Origin of the sequence: Streptomyces sp. NPDC057271 (genome assembly GCF_042668715.1) — a bacterium.
In the GTDB taxonomy this organism is placed as follows: Bacteria; Actinomycetota; Actinomycetes; order Streptomycetales; family Streptomycetaceae; genus Streptomyces.
The window spans coordinates 90,045-112,739 of the sequence record NZ_JBHUYJ010000006.1 but is presented as its reverse complement, the minus strand read 5'-3'; the positions used below and the strand labels follow the sequence as shown (position 1 = coordinate 112,739).

Here is a 22,695-nt window from a genome sequence, read left to right as displayed (position 1 = left end):
TGAGACTGGGTGGCCCCTTCTTCCCACCGCTCGGGAAGGAGGGGCCACCGCACGCCCGCCGCCTCACAGGTCTAAACCAATCCCCTGGAGACTCTTGTCACCCGGGCGTCTGACTGATGAGCTATGACGCGGGACACATAGGCACATAGGACGCCCTGGGAAAGGGAGATGTCGTGAGCAACGAAAGCCTGGCCAACCTCTTGAAGGAAGAGCGGCGGTTCGCGCCGCCGGCCGAGCTGGCCGCGCACGCCAACGTGACGGCGGAGGCGTACGAGCAGGCCGCGGAGGACAGGCTTGGCTTCTGGGCCGAGCAGGCGAAGCGGCTCACCTGGGCCACCGCGCCGACGGAGACCCTCGACTGGTCGAACCCGCCGTTCGCCAAGTGGTTCGCCGACGGCACGCTCAACGTGGCGTACAACTGCGTCGACCGGCATGTCGAGGCGGGCAACGGCGACCGGGTCGCCATCCACTTCGAGGGCGAGCCGGGCGACAGCCGGGCCATCACCTACGCCGAGCTCAAGGACGAGGTCTCCAAGGCCGCCAACGCCCTGACCGAGCTGGGCGTCACCAAGGGCGACCGGGTCGCGATCTACCTCCCGATGATCCCCGAGGCCGTCGTCTCGATGCTGGCCTGCGCTCGCGTCGGCGCCGCGCACTCCGTGGTCTTCGGCGGCTTCTCCGCCGACGCGATCGCCACCCGCGTCGAGGACGCCGACGCCAAGCTCGTCATCACCGCCGACGGGGGCTACCGCCGCGGCAAGCCGAGCGCCCTCAAGCCCGCCGTGGACGAGGCCCTCACCCGCACCGACAAGGTCGGCAACGTCCTCGTCGTCCGCCGCACCGGCCAGGACGTGGCGTGGACCGAGGGCCGCGACGTCTGGTGGCACGACGTCGTCGCCCGCCAGTCGGCCGAACACACCCCCGAGGCGTTCGAGGCCGAGCACCCGCTCTTCATCCTCTACACCTCCGGTACGACGGGTAAGCCCAAGGGCATCCTGCACACCTCCGGCGGCTACCTCACCCAGGCGGCGTACACCCACCACGCCGTCTTCGACCTCAAGCCGGAGACCGACGTCTACTGGTGCACCGCCGACATCGGCTGGGTGACCGGCCACTCGTACATCACGTACGGTCCGCTGGCCAACGGCGCGACGCAGGTCATGTACGAGGGCACCCCGGACACCCCGCACCAGGGCCGCTTCTGGGAGATCATCCAGAAGTACGGCGTCACGATCCTCTACACGGCGCCCACCGCCATCCGTACGTTCATGAAGTGGGGCGACGACATCCCCGCCAAGTTCGACCTGTCGAGCCTGCGCGTGCTGGGTTCGGTCGGCGAGCCGATCAACCCCGAGGCCTGGGTCTGGTACCGCGAGCACATCGGCGCCGGCAAGACCCCGATCGTGGACACCTGGTGGCAGACCGAGACCGGCGCGATGATGATCTCCCCGCTGCCGGGCGTCACCGAGACCAAGCCCGGCTCCGCACAGCGTCCGCTGCCCGGCATCTCCGCCACCGTCGTCGACGACGAGGCGAACGAGGTGCCGAACGGAGGCGGCGGCTACCTGGTCCTCACCGAGCCGTGGCCCTCGATGCTGCGCACCATCTGGGGTGACGACCAGCGGTTCCTCGACACGTACTGGTCCCGCTTCGAGGGCAGGTACTTCGCCGGCGACGGCGCGAAGAAGGACGAGGACGGCGACATCTGGCTGCTCGGCCGGGTCGACGACGTCATGCTCGTCTCGGGTCACAACATCTCCACCACCGAGGTCGAGTCGGCGCTCGTCTCGCACCCGTCCGTCGCCGAGGCGGCGGTGGTCGGCGCGGCCGACGAGACGACCGGTCAGGCGATCGTCGCCTTCGTCATCCTGCGCGGTACGGCGAGCGAGGGCGAGGGGCTCGTCACGGAGCTGCGCAACCACGTCGGCGCGACGCTCGGCCCGATCGCCAAGCCGAAGCGGATCCTGCCGGTGGCGGAGCTGCCGAAGACCCGTTCCGGCAAGATCATGCGGCGACTGCTGCGCGACGTGGCGGAGAACCGGGAGCTCGGCGACGTGACGACGCTGACCGACTCCTCCGTCATGGACCTCATCCAGACGAAGCTCCCGAGCGCGTCCAGCGAGGACTGAGCCGCAGGCCCCTGTCGGCCGACAGCCCGCCCCACGTCGCGTGGGGCGGGCTGCCCTGCGTGCACCCCCCTCCGTGTCCACCACGGGCCGGAGCGCGGTTCTGTCCCTAGAGTGAGGGTCACCGGACACAATCCCCGCTCGTTAGGTAAAGTAAAGATCGCGTCAAAGACGTGACGGAAACACCTAGGTGCGCCGGGAAGTCTGGTCGGCATGTACTTTGTGCTGCCCAACCGACCGGAGGTCGCCGCCCGTGCCCGCACCCACCCCCACCGACCGCAGGTTCCTCGGCCGTCTGTCACTGCCCGAGCGACAGTTCGTGGCCGACGCACTGCGCGCCGAGACCGTCGGTGGCGTGCTCCTGCTCGTGGCCGCCATCGCCGCGCTCGTCTGGGCGAACAGCCCCGCCAGTGACAGCTACGCGACGGTACGGGACTTCCACATAGGCCCCGCCGCGCTCGGACTCGACCTCTCCATCCAGCACTGGGCGGCCGACGGCCTCCTCGCGATCTTCTTCTTCGTCGCCGGTATCGAGCTCAAGCGCGAGCTCGTCGCGGGCGAGCTGCGCGACCCCAAGGCCGCCGCGCTCCCCGTGATCGCCGCGCTCTGCGGCATGGCCGCGCCCGCGCTCGTCTACGTCCTGACCAACGCCATCGGCGGCGGCTCGATGGACGGCTGGGCCGTCCCGACCGCGACCGACATCGCCTTCGCACTCGCCGTGCTCGCCGTCATCGGCACCTCGCTGCCGTCGGCACTGCGCGCGTTCCTGCTCACGCTCGCCGTCGTCGACGACCTCTTCGCGATCCTGATCATCGCGGTCTTCTTCACCAGCGACCTGAACTTCGCCGCGCTCGGCGGTGCCGTCGCCGGCCTCCTCCTCTTCTGGCTGCTGCTGCACAAGGGCGTCCGCGGCTGGTACGTGTACGTTCCGCTCGCCCTGGTCGTCTGGGGCCTGATGTACAACAGCGGCGTCCACGCCACCATCGCCGGCGTCGCCATGGGCCTGATGCTGCGCTGCACCCGTCACGAAGGCGAGGAGCACTCCCCAGGCGAGCACATCGAGCACCTGATCCGGCCGCTCTCCGCGGGCCTGGCCGTGCCGCTGTTCGCACTCTTCTCCGCCGGGGTCACCGTCTCCGGAAAGTCCCTCGGCGACGTGTTCACCCAGCCCGTCACCCTCGGTGTCGTCCTCGGTCTGGTCGTCGGCAAGGCGGTCGGCATCTTCGGCGGCACCTGGCTGGCCGCCCGCTTCACCAAGGCATCACTCAACCCGGACCTGGCCTGGCCGGACGTCTTCGCCGTCGCCACCCTCGCGGGCATCGGCTTCACCGTCTCGCTCCTCATCGGCGAACTGGCCTTCGAGGGCGACGCGGTCCTGACCGGCGAGGTCAAGGCGGCCGTCCTGATCGGCTCGCTGATCGCGGCCCTGCTCGCCTCGGTCCTGCTCAAGCTGCGGGTACGCAAGTACCAGGCGCTGTGCGCCGAGGAGGACCGCGACGACGACCACGACGGCATCCCGGACGTGTACGAACAGGACAACCCGTCGTTCCACCTGAGGATGGCCGAGATCTACGACAGGAAGGCCGCCGAGCATCGCGAGCGCGCCCGACTGGCGGGGGCATCGAGCGATGACGGCGACAGTCCGGCATGATCTGAGGTCGGACCGTAGAAGAGAAGAGGGAGCAGCGATGAGCGACCCGGTCAACGGAGCCGAGCGCAGCCTCGGTCAGCTGGTCGCCTCGGCGACCGCCGAGATGTCCGCGCTGGTGCACGACGAGATCGCCCTGGCCAAGGCCGAGATCCGGCAGGACGTCAAGCGGGGTGCCCTGGGCAGCGTGATCAGCGTGGGTGCCATCACCATGCTCCTCTTCTCGCTGCCCATGCTGAGCTTCGCGCTCGCCTACGGCATCAACAGCTGGACCGGTGGCCACAACGGCGAGGGCGGCTGGAACCTCGCCTGGTGCTTCCTGCTCTCCTTCACGGCGAACGTGCTGCTCGCGGGGCTGCTCGGGCTGGTGGCCTACGCCAAGTTCAAGAAGGTCAAGCGGCCGGAGAAGTCCATCAACTCGGCCAAGCAGACGGCCGCGATCCTGCAGAACGCCAAGCCGCACCCCCGCCCCGAACGGGCGGCTCTGCCCGCCGCGGTCCAGGAGAAGGTCGCCGCTGTGGGACGCTCGTCCACATGACCGTCCCTGACAGCAGCAACGGCAGCGGCCCCGTCGGCAGCCCCGTACGGATCGACGGGCCCTGGACCCACCGCGATGTGGCCGCCAACGGCGCGCGCTTCCACATCGCCGAGATGGGCGACGGACCGCTCGTCCTGCTGCTGCACGGCTTCCCGCAGTTCTGGTGGACCTGGCGCCACCAGCTGCCTGCTCTCGCCGACGCCGGCTTCCGGGCCGTGGCGATGGACCTGCGCGGCGTGGGCGGCAGCGACCGTACGCCCCGCGGTTACGACCCCGCCAACCTGGCGCTCGACATCACCGGCGTCGTCCGTTCCCTGGGCGAACCGGACGCGGCGCTCGTCGGCCACGGACTGGGCGGATACCTCGCCTGGACCGCGGCCGTCATGCGGCCGAAGCTGGTGCGCCGCCTCGCGGTCTCCTCGATGCCGCACCCGCGCCGCTGGCGCTCCGCGATGCTCTCCGACTTCTCCCAGTCGCGCGCAGGATCGTACGTATGGGGGTTCCAGCGTCCCTGGCTGCCGGAGCGTCAACTCGTCGCGGACGAGGCGGCCCTGGTCGGCCGGCTGATCGAGGACTGGTCGGGCCCGGGACTGCCGGACGAGGAGGCGCTCGCCGTGTACCGGCGGGCGATGTGCATCCCGTCGACGGCGCACTGCTCGATCGAGCCGTACCGCTGGATGGTGCGGTCCATGGCGCGGCCCGACGGCATCCAGTTCAACCGGCGTATGAAGCGCCCGGTGCGGGTACCGACACTGCACCTGCACGGTTCGCTGGACCCGGCGATGCGGACGCGGAGCGCGGCCGGTTCGGGCGAGTACGTGGAGGCGCCGTACCGCTGGCGGCTCTTCGACGGCCTCGGGCACTTCCCCCACGAGGAGGACCCGAAGGCGTTCTCCTCGGAGCTCGTCAACTGGCTCAAGGACCCCGAGCCGGACCGGTGACGTACGGCCGTTCCACGAACGGCCATGTGCCCGGCGCATACTCCAATTGGCGGGCCCCCGGGCGGTTACCGACCTTGGGCCACGGGCAGACGTCGGGGTATGGGCTGGACGCACGACTACGGTGACACGGCACGCAACCGCCGCTCGGCCGCTGGGCCGAGCTCACACGAGAGGAGCGGTCCGCAGGAACAGGGCCGCTCACATCCGGTGCAGGACATCGGCATTCCGCGCATCCTGCGCCGCCGGGCCCGCTGGGTCTCGGCCCGGCTCAGGCACACCCGGGACTGATCGCGCCCCCCGGGACCGGGGAGAACGCGCCCGGTCCCGGGGGCGAACACCCGGACCGGGACCCACACCCGGACCGGGGCGAACACCCGGACCGGGGCGAACACCCAAACCGGACGCCCACCCGCCGCGGCGCACAGCGGCACAGCCGCCTACAGCGCGCATCCCTGGCTGTCGACCTGCTGTGTCGCCGCGCGGCCCTGGACGATGTCGTCCCGGATCTCGTCGACCGTCAGCGCGTAGCCGGTGTTCCTGTCGTCGAGCGAGCGGGCGAAGATCACGCCGGACACCTTGCCGTCCTCGGTGAGCAGCGGGCCGCCGGAGTTGCCCTGGCGGACCGTCGCGTACAGGGAGTAGACGTCCCTGCGGACCTCGCCACGGTGGTAGATGTCCGGGCCGTTGGCGCTGATACGGCCCCGGACGCGCGCCGAACGGATGTCGTACGAGCCGTTCTCGGGGAAGCCCGCGACGATCGCGCTGTCGCCGCTGCGGGCGTCCTCCTCGGTGAACTGCAGCGGCTCGACGTCCAGGTTGGGCACGTCCAGCACGGCGATGTCGCGCTGCCAGTCGTAGAGGACGACCTTCGCGTCGTACAGCTTGCCCTCGCCGCCGATCTGGACGGTCGGCTCGTCGACGCCGCCGACGACATGGGCGTTGGTCATGACCCGGCGGTCGGCGAAGACGAAGCCGGTTCCTTCGAGCACTTTGCCGCAACTCGGGGCCGTACCGACGACCTTGACGATGGAGCGCTTGGCCTGAGCGGCGACCGGGCTTCCGGCCAGCGCCGGGTCCGGCGGCCTGACTTCGGTGATGGGCTCGTTGGCGAACGGGCTGAAGACCTGGGGGAAGCCGTTCTGCGCCAGCGTCGAGGTGAAGTTCGTGAACCAGGTCGACGCCTGATCCGGCATCACCTGCTCGACGCCGAGCAGCACCTTGGAGCTGCGGACCTCCTTGCCGAGCGTGGGCATCGAGGTCCCGGCGAGGGCCGAGCCGAGCAGCCAGGCCACGAGGAGCATCGCGACCACGTTGACCAGCGCACCGCCGGTGGCGTCCAGGGCGCGCGCCGGCGTCCAGGTGATGTGCCGGCGCAGCTTGTTCCCGAGATGGGTGGTGAAGGCCTGGCCGACGGAGGCGCAGACGATCACGACGACCACGAAGACGACCGTCGCCGTGGTGGAGACCTCGGAGTGGTTCGTCAGCCAGTCCCAGACGACCGGGAGCAGGAGGACGGCGACGAGGCCGCCACCCAGGAAGCCGATGACCGACAGGATGCCGACCACGAATCCCTGGCGGTAACCGATGATCGCGAACCAGACGGCGGCGAGCAGCAACAGGATGTCCAGCACGTTCACCGTCAATAGCCTCGCAGTTTCGTCTTCGGTCGCCCCGGGCTCCGGGGGTTCAGCCTGTCATGAGCGCCAGTCGAGCGGGACCTGCCTGGCCCGGTCCCACGGCTGCTCCCAGCCGGCGTAGTGGAGGAGCCGGTCGATCACTCCGGCCGTAAAACCCCAGACCAGAGCGGATGCTACGAGGAACCCGGGGCCCTTGTGGCCGCTGGGGTGGACGGTGGTCGCGCGGTTGGCGGGGTCCGTGAGATCCGCCACGGGGACGGTGAAGACCCGGGCGGTCTCGGCGGGGTCGACGACCCCGACCGGGCTGGGGTTCCTCCACCAGCCGAGGACGGGGGTGACGACGAAGCTGCTGACCGGGATGTAGAGCTGGGGCAGGACGCCGAAGAGCTGGACGCCGGAGGGATCGACTCCGGTCTCCTCCTCGGCCTCGCGCAGGGCTGCCCGGAGCAGGCCTCCGTCGGCGGGATCGCCGTCCTCCGGGTCGAGGGCGCCGCCGGGGAAGGAGGGCTGACCGGCGTGGGAGCGCAACGAACCGGAGCGCTCCATCAGGAGCAGTTCGGGGCCGCGCTCGCCCTCGCCGAAGAGGATGAGGACGGCGGACTGGCGTCCGGCGCCGTTCGCGGGCGGCAGGAAGCGGCTGAGCTGCTCGGGCTGGACGGTGCGCGCCGCCCGGTCGACGGGGGCGAGCCAGTCGGGCAGGCCGTCCCGTCTGAGCAGCCCGCCGGTCCCCACGCCGTGGGTCGTCTGCCCGGTCTCTTCTTCCGTGCGCGTCATAGGCACCCCCGATGATTCACAACGCGATCCGTGCGTGGGTTCGTTCCCTCGGGCTCCGCCTCATTCGGCCCCCGGGGCCACACCGGGAGCGGGGGCGGCCGGGCGCCCGGGGTAGTCCGGGGGCGGGTTGAGGCGCTGGCCCGGGAAGCCGCCCTTCTCGTACTTCAGAAGCTTCGCCGCCTTCTCCGGGTCGGTCTCGCCCTCCCCGTACGCGGGGCAGAGCGGGGCGATCGGGCAGGCACCGCAGGCGGGCTTGCGGGCGTGGCAGATCCGGCGGCCGTGGAAGATCACGCGGTGCGAGAGCATCGTCCACTCGCTCTTCGGGAAGATCTCGGCGACCTCGGCCTCGATCTTCACCGGGTCGTCGCTCTCGGTCCACTTCCAGCGGCGCGCGAGGCGCATGAAGTGGGTGTCCACGGTGATGCCAGGCACGCCGTAGGCGTTGCCGAGGACGACGAAGGCGGTCTTGCGGCCGACGCCGGGCAGCTTGACCAGGTCGTCGAGGCGACCGGGGACCTCGCCGCCGAAGTCGTCCCTGAGGGCCGCGGCGAGGCCCATGATCGACTTGGTCTTGGCGCGGAAGAAGCCGGTGGGCCTGATCAGCTCCTCGACCTCCTCGGGGACCGCGGCGGCCAGGTCCTCGGGCGTCGGGTACGTCGCGAAGAGCGCGGGGGTGGTCTGGTTGACCCGCAGGTCGGTCGTCTGGGCGGAGAGGACCGTGGCGACGAGGAGCTCGAAGGGGTTCCGGAAGTCCAGTTCGGGATGGGCGTACGGGAAAACCTCGGCCAGCTCACGGTTGATCTTCCGGGCGCGGCGGACCATCGCGAGCCGGGACTCCGGTTTCGCGGCCTTCGGAGCGGGCTTGGAGACGGCCTTCGACACGGCCTTCGGAGCGGTCTTGGAGACGGCCTTCGACACGGCCTTCCGGGCCGGCTTCGCCGCAGAGGTCGCCGTGGCCTTCGCAGCCGGCTTCGCGGGCCGCTTTGCGGGCTTCTTGGCGGCCTTCACAGGGTCTTTCGTGGCATTCGTCCGCTTCGGCGTACCCTGTTCGCCCACAGCGGAATTACCCTTGGCCGACACTCTTCCAGCCCCCTTGGCCTGCGCTCTCACCGGCGAGTTGGACACCCGTCCAGCCTAAGCGCCACCACCGACATCCGCCCTGGGCATGGCCGATCACGACCCAATCGGGCCCCTGGCGTACGGAAGAGCGGTTCGGTACGTCAAACTTGTTGTGATTGATCGCACTGTTTTGTGCGTCCGGCATCATGGGATCAAGATCCCCTGAGCAGGTCGACATAGGAGAGAACTCGTGGACGACGTTCTGCGGCGCGCCCCGCTCTTCGCGGCGCTCGATGACGAGCAGGCCGCGGAGCTGCGCGCCTCGATGAGTGAAGCGACCCTCGCCCGTGGCGACGCGCTCTTCCACGAGGGAGACCCCGGCGACCGCCTGTACGTGGTCACCGAGGGCAAGGTGAAGCTCCACCGCACGTCCCCCGACGGCCGCGAGAACATGCTCGCCGTCCTCGGCCCGGGCGAGCTGATCGGCGAGCTGTCCCTCTTCGACCCGGGCCCGCGCACCGCCACCGCGACCGCGCTGACCGAGGTCAAGCTGCTCGGCCTCGGCCATGGCGACCTCCAGCCCTGGCTGAACGCCCGCCCCGAGGTGGCCACCGCCCTGCTGCGCGCGGTCGCCCGTCGGCTCCGCAAGACCAACGACCAGATGTCCGACCTGGTCTTCTCCGACGTGCCGGGCCGTGTCGCCCGTGCGCTCCTCGACCTGTCGCGCCGCTTCGGCGTGCAGTCCGAGGAAGGCATCCACGTCGTCCACGACCTCACCCAGGAGGAGCTGGCCCAGCTGGTCGGCGCCTCCCGCGAGACGGTCAACAAGGCCCTCGCGGACTTCGCCCAGCGCGGCTGGCTCCGCCTGGAGGCCCGCGCCGTGATCCTGCTGGACGTCGAGCGCCTCGCGAAGCGTTCGCGCTAGCTCGCAGCAGCCGGCGCACGGCAGCCGACTCGCAGCAGCCGATTCCGGCGGCGACTCCCGCGGCGACTCCGTACGTACGAGAAAGGCCGCCTGGTCCATGACCGGGCGGCCTTTCTCGTACGCCAGGGACGACTACCGCTTCGTACCGTCCACGATCAGCGGGGTGCCGCTGCCGGAGCCGCACGGAACCGCGTACACCGGGTTCTTCGCCGCGGCCTCCTTGTAGGCGTCGATGCACTGGTTCATCAGGACCTTGTCGGTCAGCGAGTCGTTGAGGATCTTGTTGGCACGGGCGATGCCCTCGGCCTCGATACGGCGCCGGTCGGCCTCCGCCTTGGCCGTACGGGACGCCTCGGTGGCGCGCTCGGTCGCCTGCTGCTGCTGGATCTTGCGGTCGATCTGGTCCTGCAGGGCAGCCGAGGGCTTCACGTTGCGCAGGTTGACGGCCGTGACGTCGATCCCGCGGGGCGCGAGGCGCTCCTTGATGAGCGTGCCGATCTCGGCGTTGATCTTCTCGCGGTCGGTCGCGTAGCCCTGCTCGCTCGTGTGGCGGGCGAAGACGTTACGGACGATCTCCCGGCTGTCCGGGTAGACCAGGCGCTGCTGGATGGCCTCCTCGCTGCCCGCGAGCCGGTACAGCTCGACCGCCTTGGCCGGCGTGACCGCCCACTTCACGGTCACCTCCACCTCCATCACGCCGCCCTGCGAGGAGCGGACCTCGACCACGTCCTTGTCGGAGAGGTTGAGGTCGACGGGGCGGGTGGAGAAGGTCGTGACATCGGTGAAGGGCGACTTCACGTGCAAACCCGAGGTCATCGGCGAGCCCACCCTGCCGAACGCGACCGGGACGCCGACCTCGTACGCGCTCACCACGTACGTCATGCTGACGATCAGCGAGAAGGCACCCGCGATGACGGCGCCGAGCGCACCGAGCTTCAGCCCCTTCGAATCGCTGGAGCGGGCGACGAAGAAGAGCACCACTGCCGCGATGAGCAGCAGGATGGCTATGACGAACATGGGCGTTCCCCCCGAGGGACGGTCTGCAGCGGCAAAGTAAGCGGAGCGTAAGACAAGGACCCGCGCGCCCTCGACGGTGGGGTCAGATCAGTCCGTGCTCCCGCAGGTACTGCAGCTGGGCCCGTACGGAGAGTTCGGCGGCGGGCCACAGCGAGCGGTCCACGTCCGCGTAGACATGGGCGACGACCTCCGAGGGGGTCCGGTGACCGTTCTCGACGGCCGTCTCGACCTGGGCGAGACGGCCGGCCCGGTGCGCGATGTAGAACTCCACCGCCCCCTGGGCGTCCTCCAGGACCGGCCCATGGCCCGGCAGCACGGTGTGGACGCCGTCGTCGACCGTGAGCGAGCGCAGCCGGCGCAGCGAGTCCAGATAGTCGCCGAGGCGCCCGTCGGGATGGGCCACCATCGTCGTGCCGCGCCCCAGGATCGTGTCGCCCGTCAGGACGGCGCGGTCGGCGGGGAGATGGAAGCAGAGCGAGTCGGAGGTGTGGCCGGGCGTCGGTACGACCCGCAGCTCCAGACCGCCGACCGTGACGACGTCCCCGGCGGCCAGCCCCTCGTCGCCCAGCCGCAGCGCCGGGTCCAGAGCCCGCACATGAGTCCCGGTCAGCTCGGCGAACCGGCCGGCGCCCTCGGCGTGGTCCGGGTGGCCGTGCGTGAGCAGGGTGAGCGCGACCCGCTTGCCCAGCTCGGCCGCGGTCTCGACGACCCGCGTCAGGTGGCCGTCGTCGAGCGGGCCGGGGTCGATGACGACGGCGAGGTCGGAACCGGGCTCGGAGACGATCCAGGTGTTCGTGCCGTCCAGGGTCATCGCGGACGGGTTCGGCGCGAGGACGTTGACGGCGCGGGCGGTGGCGGGCCCGGAGAGGACTCCGCCCCGGGGCTGCCCGGGCAGTGCGGCCGCGTCGCTCACCGCGCACCTCCGGGCCCCGGAGCCGGCCCCGCGCCCGGAGTCCCGGGATCCGGGCCCGGAGTCCCCGGGTCCACTCCCGGCGTCCCCGGATCCGCACCCGGCGTCCCGGGAGTCGCACCCGGAGCGGCGCCCCCGGCCTGATCCGTCGGGATGTGCTTGGTGAACTCGTCGTGGCCCGGCCAGCTCAGGATCAGCTCGTCCCCCTCCAGGCGCGCCTGCGCCAGTACGGGGGTGAGGTCCTGGCCCGCTGCCGCCGCCAGCGCCTCGGCGGCCGAACCGAAGTGCGTGAGCGCGCGCAGGGTCGAGATGGTCGGCGGCATCATCGTCAGCTCGCCCCGGTCGTAACCGGCCGCCGCCTCCGCCGGGCGGATCCAGACCGAAAGGTCGGCCTCCGACGAGGCGATGGGGGTCTCCCCTGCTCGAGCGGAGTCGAGAGCCTGGGTGAGGGTCCGCTGGCCGGCCGGCAGGGCGGCCACGAAGAACCAGGTGTCGTACCGCCGCGGCTCGAACTCCGGCGTGATCCAGCGCGCCCACGCGCCGAGCAGGTCCGAGCGCAGCACGAGACCGCGCCGGTCGAGGAAGTCGGCGAAGGACAGCTCGTGGGCGACCAGCGCCTCCCGGTCCTTCTCCCAGTCCTCGCCGGTGGTGTCCCCGATCACGGAGTCGGGGGTCTCCCCGGCGAGCAGCACGCCCGCCTCCTCGAACGTCTCGCGCACGGCGGCGCAGACGATCGCCTGAGCCTGTGCCGTACCCGTGACGCCCAGACGCTCGGCCCAGGTCTCCAGGGAGGGTCCGGCCCAGCGCACCAGATGCTCGTCGCGTGGATCGACGCCGCCGCCGGGATAGGCGTACGCGCCGCCCGCGAAGGCCATGGAGGCGCGACGGCGCAGCATGTGGACGCTCGGCCCCTCCGTACCGTCGCGCAGCAGCAGGACCGTGGCGGCCCGCTTGGGGGTCGCGGGGGTGAGCTCGCCCGCGGCGAGAGCGCGGATGCGGTCGGGCCATTCCCGTGGGTACCACTGACCATTCGACATGGCCGGATGGTATGCGCAACTACCCGGATGCACGAGAGCCGGTTCCCCCGGGACGGGAGAACCGGCTCTGCGTCCGGCGTTCGGCGGTCAGTCCTGGACGAGCTCCACCTGGACCTCGACCTCGACCGGGGCGTCGAGCGGGAGCACGGCCACGCCCACGGCGCTGCGCGCGTGCACGCCCTTGTCGCCGAGGACCGCGCCGAGCAGCTCGCTGGCGCCGTTGACGACGCCCGGCTGCCCGGTGAAGTCGGCGGCCGAGGCGACGAAGCCGACGACCTTCACGACCCGCTTGATCCGGTCCAGGTCACCCGCGACCGACTTCACGGCCGCGAGCGCGTTCAGCGCACAGGTGGCGGCGAGCTCCTTGGCCTCCTCGGCGGTGACCTCGGCGCCGACCTTGCCGGTCAGCTGGAGCTTGCCGGCCACGATCGGGAGCTGGCCCGAGGTGTAGACGTACACACCGGACCGGACGGCCGGCTGGTAGGCGGCCAGCGGCGGCACGACCTCCGGCAGGGTCAGGCCCAGCTCGGCGAGCTTCGCCTCGACGGCGCCCTTCGCGGCTCCGCTCATCAGGACTTCTCCCGCTTCAGGTAGGCCACGAGCTGCTCGGGGTTGTTCGGCCCGGGGACGACCTGGACGAGCTCCCACCCGTCCTCGCCCCAGGTGTCCAGAATCTGCTTCGTCGCGTGCACGAGAAGGGGCACGGTCGCGTATTCCCACTTGGTCATGGAGCCGACTGTATCCGCTGCCACAGGCAGCCTCCTGCTTAGCCGGCCGCTCCAGTGGTTAGGCTCGAAGGCGTGAGCAGGCTCCAGGTCGTCAGCGGCAAGGGCGGTACCGGTAAGACGACGGTCGCCGCCGCACTCGCGCTCGCCCTCGCCACGGAGGGCAAGCGGACCCTTCTCGTCGAGGTCGAAGGCAGGCAGGGCATCGCGCAACTCTTCGAGACGGAGGCGCTTCCGTACGAGGAGCGCAAGATCGCCGTCGCCCCGGGCGGCGGCGAGGTCTTCGCGCTGGCCATCGACGCCGAGCGCGCCCTGCTCGACTACCTCCAGATGTTCTACAAGCTGGGCAGCGCGGGCCGGGCCCTGAAGAAGCTCGGTGCGATCGACTTCGCGACGACGATCGCCCCCGGCGTCCGGGACGTGCTGCTGACGGGCAAGGCCTGCGAGGCGGTCCGCCGGCGCGAGAAGCACGGCGGCTACACCTACGACCACGTGATCATGGACGCGCCTCCGACCGGGCGGATCACCCGCTTCCTCAACGTGAACGACGAGGTCGCGGGCCTCGCCCGGATCGGCCCGATACACAATCAGGCGCAGGCCGTGATGCGGGTCCTGAAGTCCCCGGAGACGGCCGTGCATCTGGTGACCCTGCTGGAGGAGATGCCGGTCCAGGAGACCGCGGACGGCATCGCGGAGCTGTGCGCGGCCGAACTGCCGGTGGGCGGCGTCATCGTGAACATGGTCCGTCCGCACGTCCTCGACGAGGCGGCGGTACGGGCGGCCTCCGGCGACCACCGGGACGCGGTGGCGCGGACCCTCGCCGCGGCCGGTATCCGCGGAGGTACGAAGCTGGTCGAACCGCTCCTGGAGCAGGCGGCCGAGCACGCGCAGCGGGTGGAACTGGAGCGCGAGCAGCGGGCGGTGCTCATGGAGCTGGGTGTACCGGCCTACGAGCTGCCGTTCCTGGGGGACGGGGCGGACATCGCGGGCCTGTACCGGCTGGCGAAGGACCTGCGGAAGCAAGGGGTGGGCGTGTGACGGATTCGGTGAACGCAGCGGCGAACGATCTGGACTCCGTGCCCGTCCTGCACCTGGATCCGCTCATCGACGACCTGGGCACACGCATCATCGTCTGCTGCGGCGCGGGCGGTGTCGGCAAGACGACGACGGCGGCGGCGCTCGGCGTACGGGCGGCGGAGCGGGGCCGCAGGGTCGTCGTCCTGACGATCGACCCGGCGCGGCGGCTCGCGCAGTCGATGGGGATCGACTCGCTGGACAACGTGCCGCGCAGGGTGGACGGGATCAAGGCGTCCGGGGACGGACAGCTGCACGCCATGATGCTCGACATGAAGCGGACCTTCGACGAGATCGTCGAGGCGCACGCGGACGCCGAGCGGGCCCGGGCGATTCTGGAGAACCCTTTCTACCAGTCCCTTTCGGCCGGTTTCGCCGGTACGCAGGAGTACATGGCGATGGAGAAGCTCGGGCAGCTGCGGGCCCGGGACGAGTGGGACCTGATCGTGGTCGACACTCCGCCGTCGCGTTCCGCGCTCGACTTCCTGGACGCGCCGAAACGGCTCGGGTCCTTCCTGGACGGGAAGTTCATCAAGCTGCTGATGGCCCCGGCGAAAATGGGCGGCCGGGCGGGGATGAAGTTCCTCAACGTCGGCATGTCGATGATGACGGGAACGCTGGGAAAGCTGCTCGGGGGTCAGTTCCTCAAGGACGTGCAGACCTTCGTGGCCGCCATGGACACCATGTTCGGCGGCTTCCGGACCCGGGCGGACGCGACGTACAAGCTGCTCCAGGCCCCGGGCACGGCGTTTCTCGTGGTCGCGACGCCGGAGCGGGACGCGCTGCGCGAGGCGGCGTACTTCGTGGAGCGGCTGGCGGCGGAGGAGATGCCGCTGGCCGGGCTCGTTCTCAACCGCGTCCACGGCAGTGGTGCGGCCCGGCTCTCGGCCGAGCGCGCGCGGGCCGCGGCGGAAAATCTTGACGAGGGGCGCATTGTGGATCAGGGCGCCGGGAAGACTGGACTGCGTGGCTCCCGGGCCACTGCACCCGAGTCGGACGCCGAGTCGTCCGACACCGCGACCGCCGCCGGAACCACCAGCACGAGCACGACGCCGAGCACGACCGTCGGCACAAGCACAAGCACGACCCCGAGCATGACCCCGAGCACTGCCGACGCACGTTCTTCCCACGCCGAGGCTGCCCCCACAGCCGACGACGACGTAGCCTCCATCCAGCAGCTGACCGCCGGCCTGCTCCGTCTCCATGCCGAGCGGATGCAGGTGCTCACGCGCGAGCAGCGCACGCGCGACCGGTTCACGGCGCTCCACCCCGAGGTGGCTGTCGCCGAAGTCGCCGCCCTGCCCGGCGACGTCCACGATCTGGCAGGGCTTCGGGCCATCGGTGACCGGCTCACGGCCGGCCGTATGCGATCGGCCTGACCGGAGGCGGGTTACCGACGCCCGGTCATCCCACCGCCGCGTACGCCTCGTACGTCGCGTCGTCCTCCATCGCCACGGGCAGCAGGCCCGCTCCCCGCTCGTACTCCGTGCGCGCGGTCTCCAGCAGTCGCCGCCACGAGGTGACGGTCGGCCGTCGGCGCAGCAGGGCACGGCGCTCGCGCTCCGTCATGCCGCCCCACACGCCGAACTCCACGCGGTTGTCGAGCGCGTCGGCCAGGCACTCGGTCCGCACCGGACAGCCGGTGCACACCGCCTTGGCTCTGTTCTGCGCCGCTCCCTGCACGAAAAGTTCATCCGGATCGGTAGTGCGGCAGGCCGCCTGCGCACTCCAGTCAGCTACCCAGCCCATACCGGCGCCGTCCTCTCCCGAATCGAGGCTCCCCCACGGCGGTAGCGGCATATTCACCGCTGCCAGTTGGTGACGTTACGGAAGGTGGGCACAGCGCAACACCCCCTTCGGGCCCAATCTTGAATGGTCCGAACGGACTATGCGTACGCGGCAGATCACCCAGGGGAGTGACCGATGGACATACGAGTCCAAACCGGCGAACCGGTACAGTTCGCCCGGCTGTGACGGAGTCACATGGGGCGTCGAGTGACGCACGGGGCGGAATCGGGCATGACTTCCCCAGGTTCGGGTCCAAGGGAGTTCCTGCCGATGTCACGCCCGGGCCTTGATGCTGAACCACACTGCTGTGACAGTTGGGAGCAGCTTAGGCCAAGGCATATACGTGTGTCCGGCGAATAGCGGCGCAGGTCCCCGGGCCGCTCGGATGTCACGGTCTGGTACGCGAACGCTCCGAGACGCCCCCGCTCCTGCGGAACGCCGGTCACTACGGATTAGGCTGCCCCTCATGGCAAAGAAGCGCTCGGGCGGAGGTCTGACCGGGACCCAGCAGGCCGCCAAGTTCCTCGGTGTCAGTGTGCTCTCCGGAGCCGTGCTGGCGGGCATCGCCCTGCCCGCGGCCGGAGCACTGGGGCTCGCGGCGAAGGGCACGGTCGAGGGGTTCGACGAGATCCCGTCCAACCTGAAGACACCACCGCTGAGTCAGCGCACCACCATCCTCGACTCCGAGGGCGGCACCCTCGCCACCGTGTACTCGCGCGACCGGAAGGTCGTGCCGCTGGAGAAGATCTCCCCGTACATGCAGAAGGCGATCGTCGCGATCGAGGACTCGCGCTTCTACGAGCACGGGGCGATCGACCTCAAGGGCGTGCTGCGCGCGATCAACCGCAACGCCCAGTCGGGCGGCGTGTCCGAGGGCGCGTCCACGCTCACCCAGCAGTACGTGAAGAACGTCTTCGTCGAGGAGGCCGGTGACGACCCCGAGAAGGTCGCCCAGGCCACCCAGCAGACCATCGGCCGCAAGGTCCGCGAACTGAAGTACGCGATCCAGGTCGAGGAGGAGCTGGGGAAGAAGAAGATCCTCGAGAACTACCTCAACATCACCTTCTTCGGTCAGCAGGCCTACGGCGTCGAGGCGGCGTCCCAGCGCTACTTCTCCAAGCGCGCAGCCGACCTCAAGGTGGAGGAGGCCGCGATGCTGGCCGGCCTCGTCCAGTCGCCGAGCCGCTACGACCCGGTCAACGACCTCCAGGAAGCCACCAAGCGCCGCAACGTGGTGCTCCAGCGGATGGCCGACGTGAAGGACATCAGCCAGGCGGAGGCGGACCGGGCCATGGCCACGCCGGTCAAGCTGAAGGTGAAGGCCCCGAAGAACGGCTGCATCACCGCCGTCGACGGCGCCGGCTTCTTCTGCGACTACGTACGCAAGACGATCCTCACCGACCCGGTCTTCGGCAAGACGGTCGAGGAGCGGCAGAAGCTGTGGAACCTCGGCGGACTGACCGTCCGGACCACGCTCGACCCGCGTGCGCAGGAGGCGGCCAACAAGGCGGCCGTCGCGAAGATCAACGAGGACGACAAGGTCGCCGCCTCGGTCGTCCAGGTCCAGCCGGGCAGCGGCAAGATCCTCTCGATGGGCCAGTCGCGTCCGTACGGCCTGGACCAGAAGCAGCACCAGACCACGCTCAACCTGGCCGTCGGCAGCAAGATGGGCGGCACCACGTACGGCTTCCAGGTCGGTTCGACGTTCAAGCCGATCACGGCGGCTGCGGCCCTGGAGAAGGGGCTGAGCCCGGCGCAGAGCTTCTCCACCGGAGCCCAGATCAACGTGCCCGAGAACTCGTACACGCGCTGCGACGGCAAGCCGGCGGGGTACGCCAACTGGGAAGTCAACAACGAGCTCAAGTCCGAGACCGGCACCTGGGACATGACGAGCGCGCTCGGCAAGTCCATCAACACGTACTTCGCCAAGCTGGAGCAGATGGCCGGCCTGTGCGAGACGATCACGATGGCGAAGAAGGTCGGGTACGAGCGGGAGCTGGGCAAGAAGGTCAAGCAGAGCCCCTCGATCACGCTCGGCTCGGTCGAGGCCACCCCGCTCGACATGGCGGCTGTCTACGCCACCTTCGCCAACCGCGGCACGTACTGCACCCCGATCGCCATCGAGTCGATCAAGACCGCCGACGGCGAGAAGCTGAAGGTGCCCCGGACCGAGTGCTCGCGGGCGATGAGCGAGCGCACGGCCGACACCATCAACCAGATGCTGAAGGGCGTCGTCGAGGACGGCACCGGTACGAAGGCGGGTCTGAGCGACCGCGACAACGCCGGCAAGACGGGAACGACGAACGACCGCAAGGACGCCTGGTTCGTGGGGTACACCCCGAACCTGTCCACCGCGGTGTGGGTCGGTGACGACGTCGGCGAGAAGCAGTCGATGTACAACATCACCATCGGCGGCGAGTACTACGGCAAGGTCTGTGGTGGCTGCCTCCCGGGCCCGATCTGGAAGATCGCGATGACCGGGGCGCTGAACGCCTCCGAGACTCCCTCCTTCGCCCCCATCTCCGTACCGCGTGGCGAGAAGCCCGAGGACAAGGAGAAGGAGAAGGAGAAGCCCAAGCCGGGTGACGACGAGAAGCCCGGGCGGGACAAGCCCGGCTTCCCGGAGATCACCCTCCCGCCGGACCTGATCGGCGGCGGGAGCAGCCGCGGAGGCGGCAACGGCGGCGGCAACGGCCGCTAGGACGGCCGGCAGGACATGACCGAGGGCGCCTCCCCGCACCGGGGAGGCGCCCTCGGTCGTTCGTCGTCGGCCGTCCGGGCGGACGGTCAGCCCGCGAGCAGCTTCTTCACGACGGCGGCGACACGCCCGCCCTCGGCCCGGCCCGCGACCTTCGGGTTCACGATCTTCATGACGGCACCCATGGCGCGCGGGCCCTCGGCTCCGGCGCCCGCGGCCTCGGCGACCGCCGCGGCGACGATCTGCTCCAGCTCGTCGTCGCCGAGCTGCTTCGGCAGGTACGCGTCGAGGATCACGCCCTCCGCCTTCTCGCGCTCGGCCGACTCGGCACGACCGCCCTGGGCGAAGGCCTCGGCGGCCTCACGGCGCTTCTTCGCCTCCTTGGCGATCACCTTCTGCACCTCGTCGTCGGAGAGCTCGCGCTTGGTCGTGCCCGAGACCTCCTCCTTGGTGATCGCGGTGAGAGTGAGGCGCAGCGTCGAGGAGCGCAGCTCGTCGCGCTCCTTGATGGCGGCGTTGAGGTCGTCCTGAAGCTTGGCCTTGAGCGTGGTCATGTCCCCAAGTGTGTCAGGTGCCATGGCCGGACCGCCCGCGCATTTCCGCCCATCGGGTCTGCGACGATGGGGGGATGCGCGCACGGTACGGGATCCCCCTGAAGATCACGGCAGGTCTCACGGCGACGGCCGCGGCCGGACTCGTCTACGCGGCGGGCTTCGAAGCCCGCTCGTTCCGGCTGCGCCGGGTGACGATCCCGGTGCTCCCGCGCGGGATGCGGGACCTGCGGGTCCTTCAGGTCTCCGACATCCACATGGTGTGCGGGCAGCACAAGAAGCGGAAGTGGCTGCAGTCGCTCGCGGGGCTGCGCCCGGACTTCGTCGTGAACACCGGCGACAACCTCTCGGACACCGAGGCGGTCCCGGAGGTCCTGGACGCGCTCGGGCCGCTGATGGACTTCCCGGGCGTGTACGTCTTCGGCTCCAACGACTACTACGGGCCGCGGCTGCGCAACCCCGCGCGCTACCTGCTGGAGAAGGCCCAGGGTCGCCACGGCCTCAACGGCAACAAGCCGGTGGTGGGCGCGGTGCACAACCCGTGGGAAGGGCTGCGGGACGCCTTCGACGAGGCGGGCTGGGTGAACCTGACCAACACCCGCGGCCGACTGAAGCTGTCCGGCCTGGACCTGGCCTTCACCGGCCTGGACGACCCGCACATCAAGCGGGACCGGTACGAGCGGGTGGCCGGCGGCCCGGACCGGTCCGCGGACTTCTCGATGGCCGTGGTGCACGCCCCGTACCTGCGGACGCTCGACGCGTTCACGGCGGACGACTACGGGCTGATCCTGGCGGGCCACACGCACGGCGGCCAGCTGTGCGTCCCCTTCTACGGCGCGCTGGTGACCAACTGCGACCTGGACACGGACCGGGTGAAGGGCCTCTCCACCCACACGGTGGACGGCCGGACCTCGTTCCTGCACGTCTCGGCGGGCTGTGGCACGAACCGCTTCACCCCGGTCCGCTTCGCCTGCCCCCCGGAGGCGACACTGCTGACCCTGACCGCCCGCGACTGACGGCCCTGGGCACCCCGCCCGACCTGCGGCGCGGTGCCGCGAAAACCGGATTTCGTCTCAGGGCGCGGGTGGGCTAAAGTAATCGATGTCGCCGCGACGTGAAGAACAGAGCAGTGACATCGGGGTGTAGCGCAGCTTGGCAGCGCGCTTCGTTCGGGACGAAGAGGTCGTGGGTTCAAATCCCGCCACCCCGACAGAGTAAGACCAGATCAGGGGCCTGATTCGAGAAATCGAATCAGGCCCCTGACTGGCTTTGTAGATCGTTTGGGAGAAATCTGGGAGACGATCTTGGTCGGGGTCTCCCAGGAGGAGGCACTGTGGGGAGTGGGTGGCACGGCCGTGACCTCCGATCCTCCTGCGCGTTCGTGAATCGCCCCCTCCCACCGGCCGGAAACGTGCTTCGCCCCCAGGACCGCAGGACGACATGGTTCGCAGCCCGTTAGGATCACCGCCCATGGCCGCTCGACTCTCCGCGAACAGCTCCGACCACGCCCCCCCGGGCTCGAGCGCTCGCACGGCACATCCGGTCTCTGCGCGAGGAGCGCGGATGGTCGGTGGAGCGTCTCGCCAAAGAGGCCGGAGTCGGCATGAGTACCCTCCGGCGGCTGGAGAGCGAGGGAGCGATCCAGCCGAGTTTCTTCACGGTGGGCGACATCGCGGAAGCGCTGAACGTGCCACTGGAGGAGCTCTTCCGGCAGGCGAGGCCGGTTCCCGGGCTCTGGTCCGCCGGGTACGAGGGGCGCGACATCGATTCGTTCGTCTCCTCCCTGCTGGACTGCGACATCCAGGTGGTGGCCGACGTCCGGCTCACCCCGATCAGTCGTAAGCCCGGCTTCAGCAAGACACGGCTGGGCAACGCGCTAGCCGAGGCCGGCATCGAGTACACGCACCTGCGCGCGCTGGGGAACCCGAAGGAGAACCGGGCTCCGTTCTGGGACGGTCGCGTGAGTGTGGGACGTGCCCGGTTCCGCAGTGTGCTGCGGTCGGACGAGGCACAGACGGATCTCGATCGCCTGGCCGAGCACGCCGCGCAGTCCCGCGTGGCTGTGCTGTGCTTCGAGAAGGACGAGGAGCGCTGCCACCGCAAGGTCGTCCTGGACACGGTCCGCAAGCGGGCCGCGGTGGACGTGCGGCCGCTGACCTGATCCCGGCGAAACCTCAATGTCGTCGGTCTTGACCGGCGGCTGCCACTCCTTTCTCCTCTGAACCTGGGCGATTCATAGGAGGAGGGGGACAGCATGGCCGGCGACCGGCAGCGCGCAAGGATCATGATCACGGTCAAGACGTATCCGGAGCTGTCGTCGAAGTACCGCGAGACGAGCTGTGTCGCCGGGATCCGGCTGGACCAAGGACGCCCGCAGCATGTGCGGCTCTTCCCGGTCCCGTTCCGACTGCTGGAGCAGAGCGCCCAGTTCACGAAGTACTCGATCATCGAGGTCGACGTCCGCCCGCACCACGGAGACAGACGCCCCGAGAGCCTGCGGCCCGACCTCGAAACGCTGGAAGTCATCGAGCAGCTTCCGACATCCGACGGCTGGAAGCGGCGCTATTCGTACGTCGAGCCCCTCGTCGCGCGTTCGCTCTGCGCCATCAAGCGCGACCAGGAGACCAACGGGACCTCGCTCGGCATCTTCCGGCCGACGGAGATCACCGACTTCCGGCTGACGGAGGCAGAACCGTGGCCCGCCGGGAAGGCCGCCCTCGCGGATCAGTTGGACCTGTTCGACCAGGACCTGCGGCGGCTGGAGTGGGTGCCATTCGAGTTCCGGTACCGGTTCCGCTGCGCGGACGACGCCTGCACGGGGCACGACATGGGGCTGAAGGACTGGGAGGCCGGCGAGTCCTACCGGAAGTTCCGGCGCACCTATGGCGGAACAGGCCGTCCTGGACAAGCTGCGCGAGCGGTGGTTCGAGCGCATGGTCACCCCGGATCGGGCGGTCCACTGCTTCGTCGGCAACATCGCTGCGCATCCACGAACGTTCATGCTGTTGGGGCTCTTCTACCCCCAGCGGAAGGTCGTCGACTTCGTCCAGGACGACCTGTTCTCCGTATAGACGGTGCGGGCGTCAGGCAGCTGTGAGAAGGCGGTCCAGCACGCGTACCGGCGAGCGAGGACACATCGCGCGGCGGGCCGCGAGGGCTATCTCCCACTGCTCGGTGAGACCGAGCATGAGGCGCTTGCGCATGCCCGGGGTCACGTGTGCTCGGGTGCAGGCCCTTGGCCCGGTGT

General features: G+C 69.9%; 22 protein-coding genes and 1 tRNA gene. 13 read left to right on the top strand and 10 right to left on the bottom strand.

Features of this window, described 5'->3' with window-relative positions; translation table 11 throughout:
• Positions 1–173 precede the first annotated feature (173 nt).
• The 5 genes from acs to ACFUJR_RS04990 all read left to right on the top strand — a co-directional run bounded on the left by acs (position 174) and on the right by ACFUJR_RS04990 (position 5,541).
• The gene (gene acs / locus ACFUJR_RS05010) at positions 174–2,129 is read left to right on the top strand and encodes an acetate--CoA ligase (protein WP_383171147.1); all 1,956 of its coding nucleotides are present in this window, start codon (positions 174–176) and stop codon (positions 2,127–2,129) included.
• Between the two features lie 250 nt (positions 2,130–2,379).
• The gene (gene nhaA / locus ACFUJR_RS05005) at positions 2,380–3,777 is read left to right on the top strand and encodes a Na+/H+ antiporter NhaA (RefSeq protein ID WP_383171143.1); all 1,398 of its coding nucleotides are present in this window, start codon (positions 2,380–2,382) and stop codon (positions 3,775–3,777) included.
• 37 nt (positions 3,778–3,814) lie between these two features.
• A complete protein-coding gene (locus tag ACFUJR_RS05000) occupies positions 3,815–4,312 on the top strand; it encodes a phage holin family protein (RefSeq protein WP_383171140.1) in 498 nt (165 codons plus the stop codon).
• Positions 4,309–5,253 (top strand): alpha/beta fold hydrolase, encoded by a 945-nt coding sequence (locus ACFUJR_RS04995; RefSeq protein ID WP_383171138.1) that lies wholly within the window; start codon positions 4,309–4,311, stop codon positions 5,251–5,253. Before ACFUJR_RS05000 ends, ACFUJR_RS04995 begins: the two co-directional genes overlap by 4 nt.
• Before the next feature lie 99 nt (positions 5,254–5,352).
• The gene (locus tag ACFUJR_RS04990) at positions 5,353–5,541 is read left to right on the top strand and encodes a hypothetical protein (RefSeq protein ID WP_383171135.1); all 189 of its coding nucleotides are present in this window, start codon (positions 5,353–5,355) and stop codon (positions 5,539–5,541) included.
• 149 nt (positions 5,542–5,690) lie between these two features.
• Here the strand turns inward: ACFUJR_RS04990 and ACFUJR_RS04985 are convergent, their stop codons facing one another.
• The 3 genes from ACFUJR_RS04985 to nth are packed head-to-tail and all read right to left on the bottom strand — an operon-like array spanning position 5,691 to position 8,546.
• Positions 5,691–6,890 (bottom strand): MarP family serine protease, encoded by a 1,200-nt coding sequence (locus ACFUJR_RS04985; protein ID WP_383171132.1) that lies wholly within the window; start codon positions 6,888–6,890, stop codon positions 5,691–5,693.
• Between the two features lie 57 nt (positions 6,891–6,947).
• Positions 6,948–7,664 carry an NUDIX hydrolase gene (locus ACFUJR_RS04980; protein ID WP_383171128.1) on the bottom strand — a complete coding sequence of 239 codons (717 nt, stop codon included), beginning with the start codon at positions 7,662–7,664 and terminating at the stop codon, positions 6,948–6,950.
• Positions 7,665–7,724: 60 nt separating this feature from the next.
• Entirely contained in the window at positions 7,725–8,546 is an 822-nt protein-coding gene (gene nth, locus ACFUJR_RS04975) for an endonuclease III (RefSeq protein WP_383171198.1), read from the bottom strand.
• 427 nt (positions 8,547–8,973) lie between these two features.
• On the opposite strand from nth, the gene ACFUJR_RS04970 reads away from it, so the two are divergent.
• Complete coding sequence (locus tag ACFUJR_RS04970) at positions 8,974–9,648, top strand: Crp/Fnr family transcriptional regulator (RefSeq protein WP_015034542.1); 675 nt, start codon at positions 8,974–8,976, stop codon at positions 9,646–9,648.
• Positions 9,649–9,780: 132 nt separating this feature from the next.
• Here the strand turns inward: ACFUJR_RS04970 and ACFUJR_RS04965 are convergent, their stop codons facing one another.
• The 5 genes from ACFUJR_RS04965 to ACFUJR_RS04945 form a co-directional block, all read right to left on the bottom strand.
• A complete protein-coding gene (locus ACFUJR_RS04965) occupies positions 9,781–10,665 on the bottom strand; it encodes a prohibitin family protein (RefSeq protein ID WP_383179550.1) in 885 nt (294 codons plus the stop codon).
• Between the two features lie 82 nt (positions 10,666–10,747).
• Complete coding sequence (locus ACFUJR_RS04960; RefSeq protein ID WP_383179553.1) at positions 10,748–11,578, bottom strand: MBL fold metallo-hydrolase; 831 nt, start codon at positions 11,576–11,578, stop codon at positions 10,748–10,750.
• Positions 11,575–12,612 (bottom strand): NUDIX hydrolase, encoded by a 1,038-nt coding sequence (locus ACFUJR_RS04955; RefSeq protein ID WP_383179556.1) that lies wholly within the window; start codon positions 12,610–12,612, stop codon positions 11,575–11,577. Before ACFUJR_RS04955 ends, ACFUJR_RS04960 begins: the two co-directional genes overlap by 4 nt.
• A gap of 87 nt (positions 12,613–12,699) precedes the next feature.
• Positions 12,700–13,182 carry a RidA family protein gene (locus tag ACFUJR_RS04950; RefSeq protein ID WP_383179559.1) on the bottom strand — a complete coding sequence of 161 codons (483 nt, stop codon included), beginning with the start codon at positions 13,180–13,182 and terminating at the stop codon, positions 12,700–12,702.
• Positions 13,182–13,340 (bottom strand): DUF4177 domain-containing protein, encoded by a 159-nt coding sequence (locus ACFUJR_RS04945; RefSeq protein ID WP_017947820.1) that lies wholly within the window; start codon positions 13,338–13,340, stop codon positions 13,182–13,184. Before ACFUJR_RS04945 ends, ACFUJR_RS04950 begins: the two co-directional genes overlap by 1 nt.
• A 72-nt stretch (positions 13,341–13,412) precedes the next feature.
• On the opposite strand from ACFUJR_RS04945, the gene ACFUJR_RS04940 reads away from it, so the two are divergent.
• Positions 13,413–14,375 carry an ArsA family ATPase gene (locus ACFUJR_RS04940; protein ID WP_383179562.1) on the top strand — a complete coding sequence of 321 codons (963 nt, stop codon included), beginning with the start codon at positions 13,413–13,415 and terminating at the stop codon, positions 14,373–14,375.
• Between the two features lie 29 nt (positions 14,376–14,404).
• Positions 14,405–15,790, top strand: coding sequence for an ArsA family ATPase (locus ACFUJR_RS04935; protein WP_383179568.1), 1,386 nt, complete (start codon positions 14,405–14,407; stop codon positions 15,788–15,790).
• 25 nt (positions 15,791–15,815) lie between these two features.
• On the opposite strand, the gene ACFUJR_RS04930 is transcribed toward ACFUJR_RS04935, so the two are convergent.
• Positions 15,816–16,160 (bottom strand): WhiB family transcriptional regulator, encoded by a 345-nt coding sequence (locus ACFUJR_RS04930; RefSeq protein WP_026058363.1) that lies wholly within the window; start codon positions 16,158–16,160, stop codon positions 15,816–15,818.
• Between the two features lie 505 nt (positions 16,161–16,665).
• Between ACFUJR_RS04930 and ACFUJR_RS04925 the strand changes: the two genes are divergently transcribed.
• The gene (locus tag ACFUJR_RS04925; RefSeq protein ID WP_383179565.1) at positions 16,666–18,900 is read left to right on the top strand and encodes a transglycosylase domain-containing protein; all 2,235 of its coding nucleotides are present in this window, start codon (positions 16,666–16,668) and stop codon (positions 18,898–18,900) included.
• A gap of 86 nt (positions 18,901–18,986) precedes the next feature.
• Here ACFUJR_RS04925 and ACFUJR_RS04920 read toward each other — a convergent pair whose 3' ends face one another.
• The gene (locus tag ACFUJR_RS04920) at positions 18,987–19,451 is read right to left on the bottom strand and encodes a GatB/YqeY domain-containing protein (protein WP_383170197.1); all 465 of its coding nucleotides are present in this window, start codon (positions 19,449–19,451) and stop codon (positions 18,987–18,989) included.
• A gap of 74 nt (positions 19,452–19,525) precedes the next feature.
• On the opposite strand from ACFUJR_RS04920, the gene ACFUJR_RS04915 reads away from it, so the two are divergent.
• The 4 genes from ACFUJR_RS04915 (at position 19,526) to ACFUJR_RS04900 (ending at position 22,545) form a co-directional block, all read left to right on the top strand.
• The gene (locus tag ACFUJR_RS04915; RefSeq protein ID WP_383170196.1) at positions 19,526–20,464 is read left to right on the top strand and encodes a metallophosphoesterase; all 939 of its coding nucleotides are present in this window, start codon (positions 19,526–19,528) and stop codon (positions 20,462–20,464) included.
• Positions 20,465–20,584: 120 nt separating this feature from the next.
• A tRNA-Pro gene (locus tag ACFUJR_RS04910) sits at positions 20,585–20,658 on the top strand.
• Between the two features lie 360 nt (positions 20,659–21,018).
• A complete protein-coding gene (locus ACFUJR_RS04905) occupies positions 21,019–21,609 on the top strand; it encodes a DUF488 family protein (RefSeq protein WP_383170194.1) in 591 nt (196 codons plus the stop codon).
• 93 nt (positions 21,610–21,702) lie between these two features.
• Positions 21,703–22,545: a hypothetical protein gene (locus ACFUJR_RS04900; protein ID WP_383170193.1), complete on the top strand. Its 843-nt coding sequence runs from the start codon at positions 21,703–21,705 to the stop codon at positions 22,543–22,545.
• Positions 22,546–22,695 lie beyond the last annotated feature (150 nt).

Coding starts and splice junctions, on each gene's coding strand:
- ACFUJR_RS05000 (WP_383171140.1), top strand. CDS start 3,815: ATGAGCGACCCGGTCAACGGAGCCGAGCGCAGCCTCGGTCAGCTGGTC.
- ACFUJR_RS04995 (WP_383171138.1), top strand. CDS start 4,309: ATGACCGTCCCTGACAGCAGCAACGGCAGCGGCCCCGTCGGCAGCCCC.
- ACFUJR_RS04990 (WP_383171135.1), top strand. CDS start 5,353: ATGGGCTGGACGCACGACTACGGTGACACGGCACGCAACCGCCGCTCG.
- ACFUJR_RS04980 (WP_383171128.1), bottom strand. CDS start 7,664: ATGACGCGCACGGAAGAAGAGACCGGGCAGACGACCCACGGCGTGGGG.
- ACFUJR_RS04965 (WP_383179550.1), bottom strand. CDS start 10,665: ATGTTCGTCATAGCCATCCTGCTGCTCATCGCGGCAGTGGTGCTCTTC.
- ACFUJR_RS04955 (WP_383179556.1), bottom strand. CDS start 12,612: ATGTCGAATGGTCAGTGGTACCCACGGGAATGGCCCGACCGCATCCGC.
- ACFUJR_RS04950 (WP_383179559.1), bottom strand. CDS start 13,182: ATGAGCGGAGCCGCGAAGGGCGCCGTCGAGGCGAAGCTCGCCGAGCTG.
- ACFUJR_RS04945 (WP_017947820.1), bottom strand. CDS start 13,340: ATGACCAAGTGGGAATACGCGACCGTGCCCCTTCTCGTGCACGCGACG.
- ACFUJR_RS04930 (WP_026058363.1), bottom strand. CDS start 16,160: ATGGGCTGGGTAGCTGACTGGAGTGCGCAGGCGGCCTGCCGCACTACC.
- ACFUJR_RS04925 (WP_383179565.1), top strand. CDS start 16,666: ATGGCAAAGAAGCGCTCGGGCGGAGGTCTGACCGGGACCCAGCAGGCC.
- ACFUJR_RS04920 (WP_383170197.1), bottom strand. CDS start 19,451: ATGACCACGCTCAAGGCCAAGCTTCAGGACGACCTCAACGCCGCCATC.
- ACFUJR_RS04915 (WP_383170196.1), top strand. CDS start 19,526: ATGCGCGCACGGTACGGGATCCCCCTGAAGATCACGGCAGGTCTCACG.
- ACFUJR_RS04900 (WP_383170193.1), top strand. CDS start 21,703: ATGGCCGGCGACCGGCAGCGCGCAAGGATCATGATCACGGTCAAGACG.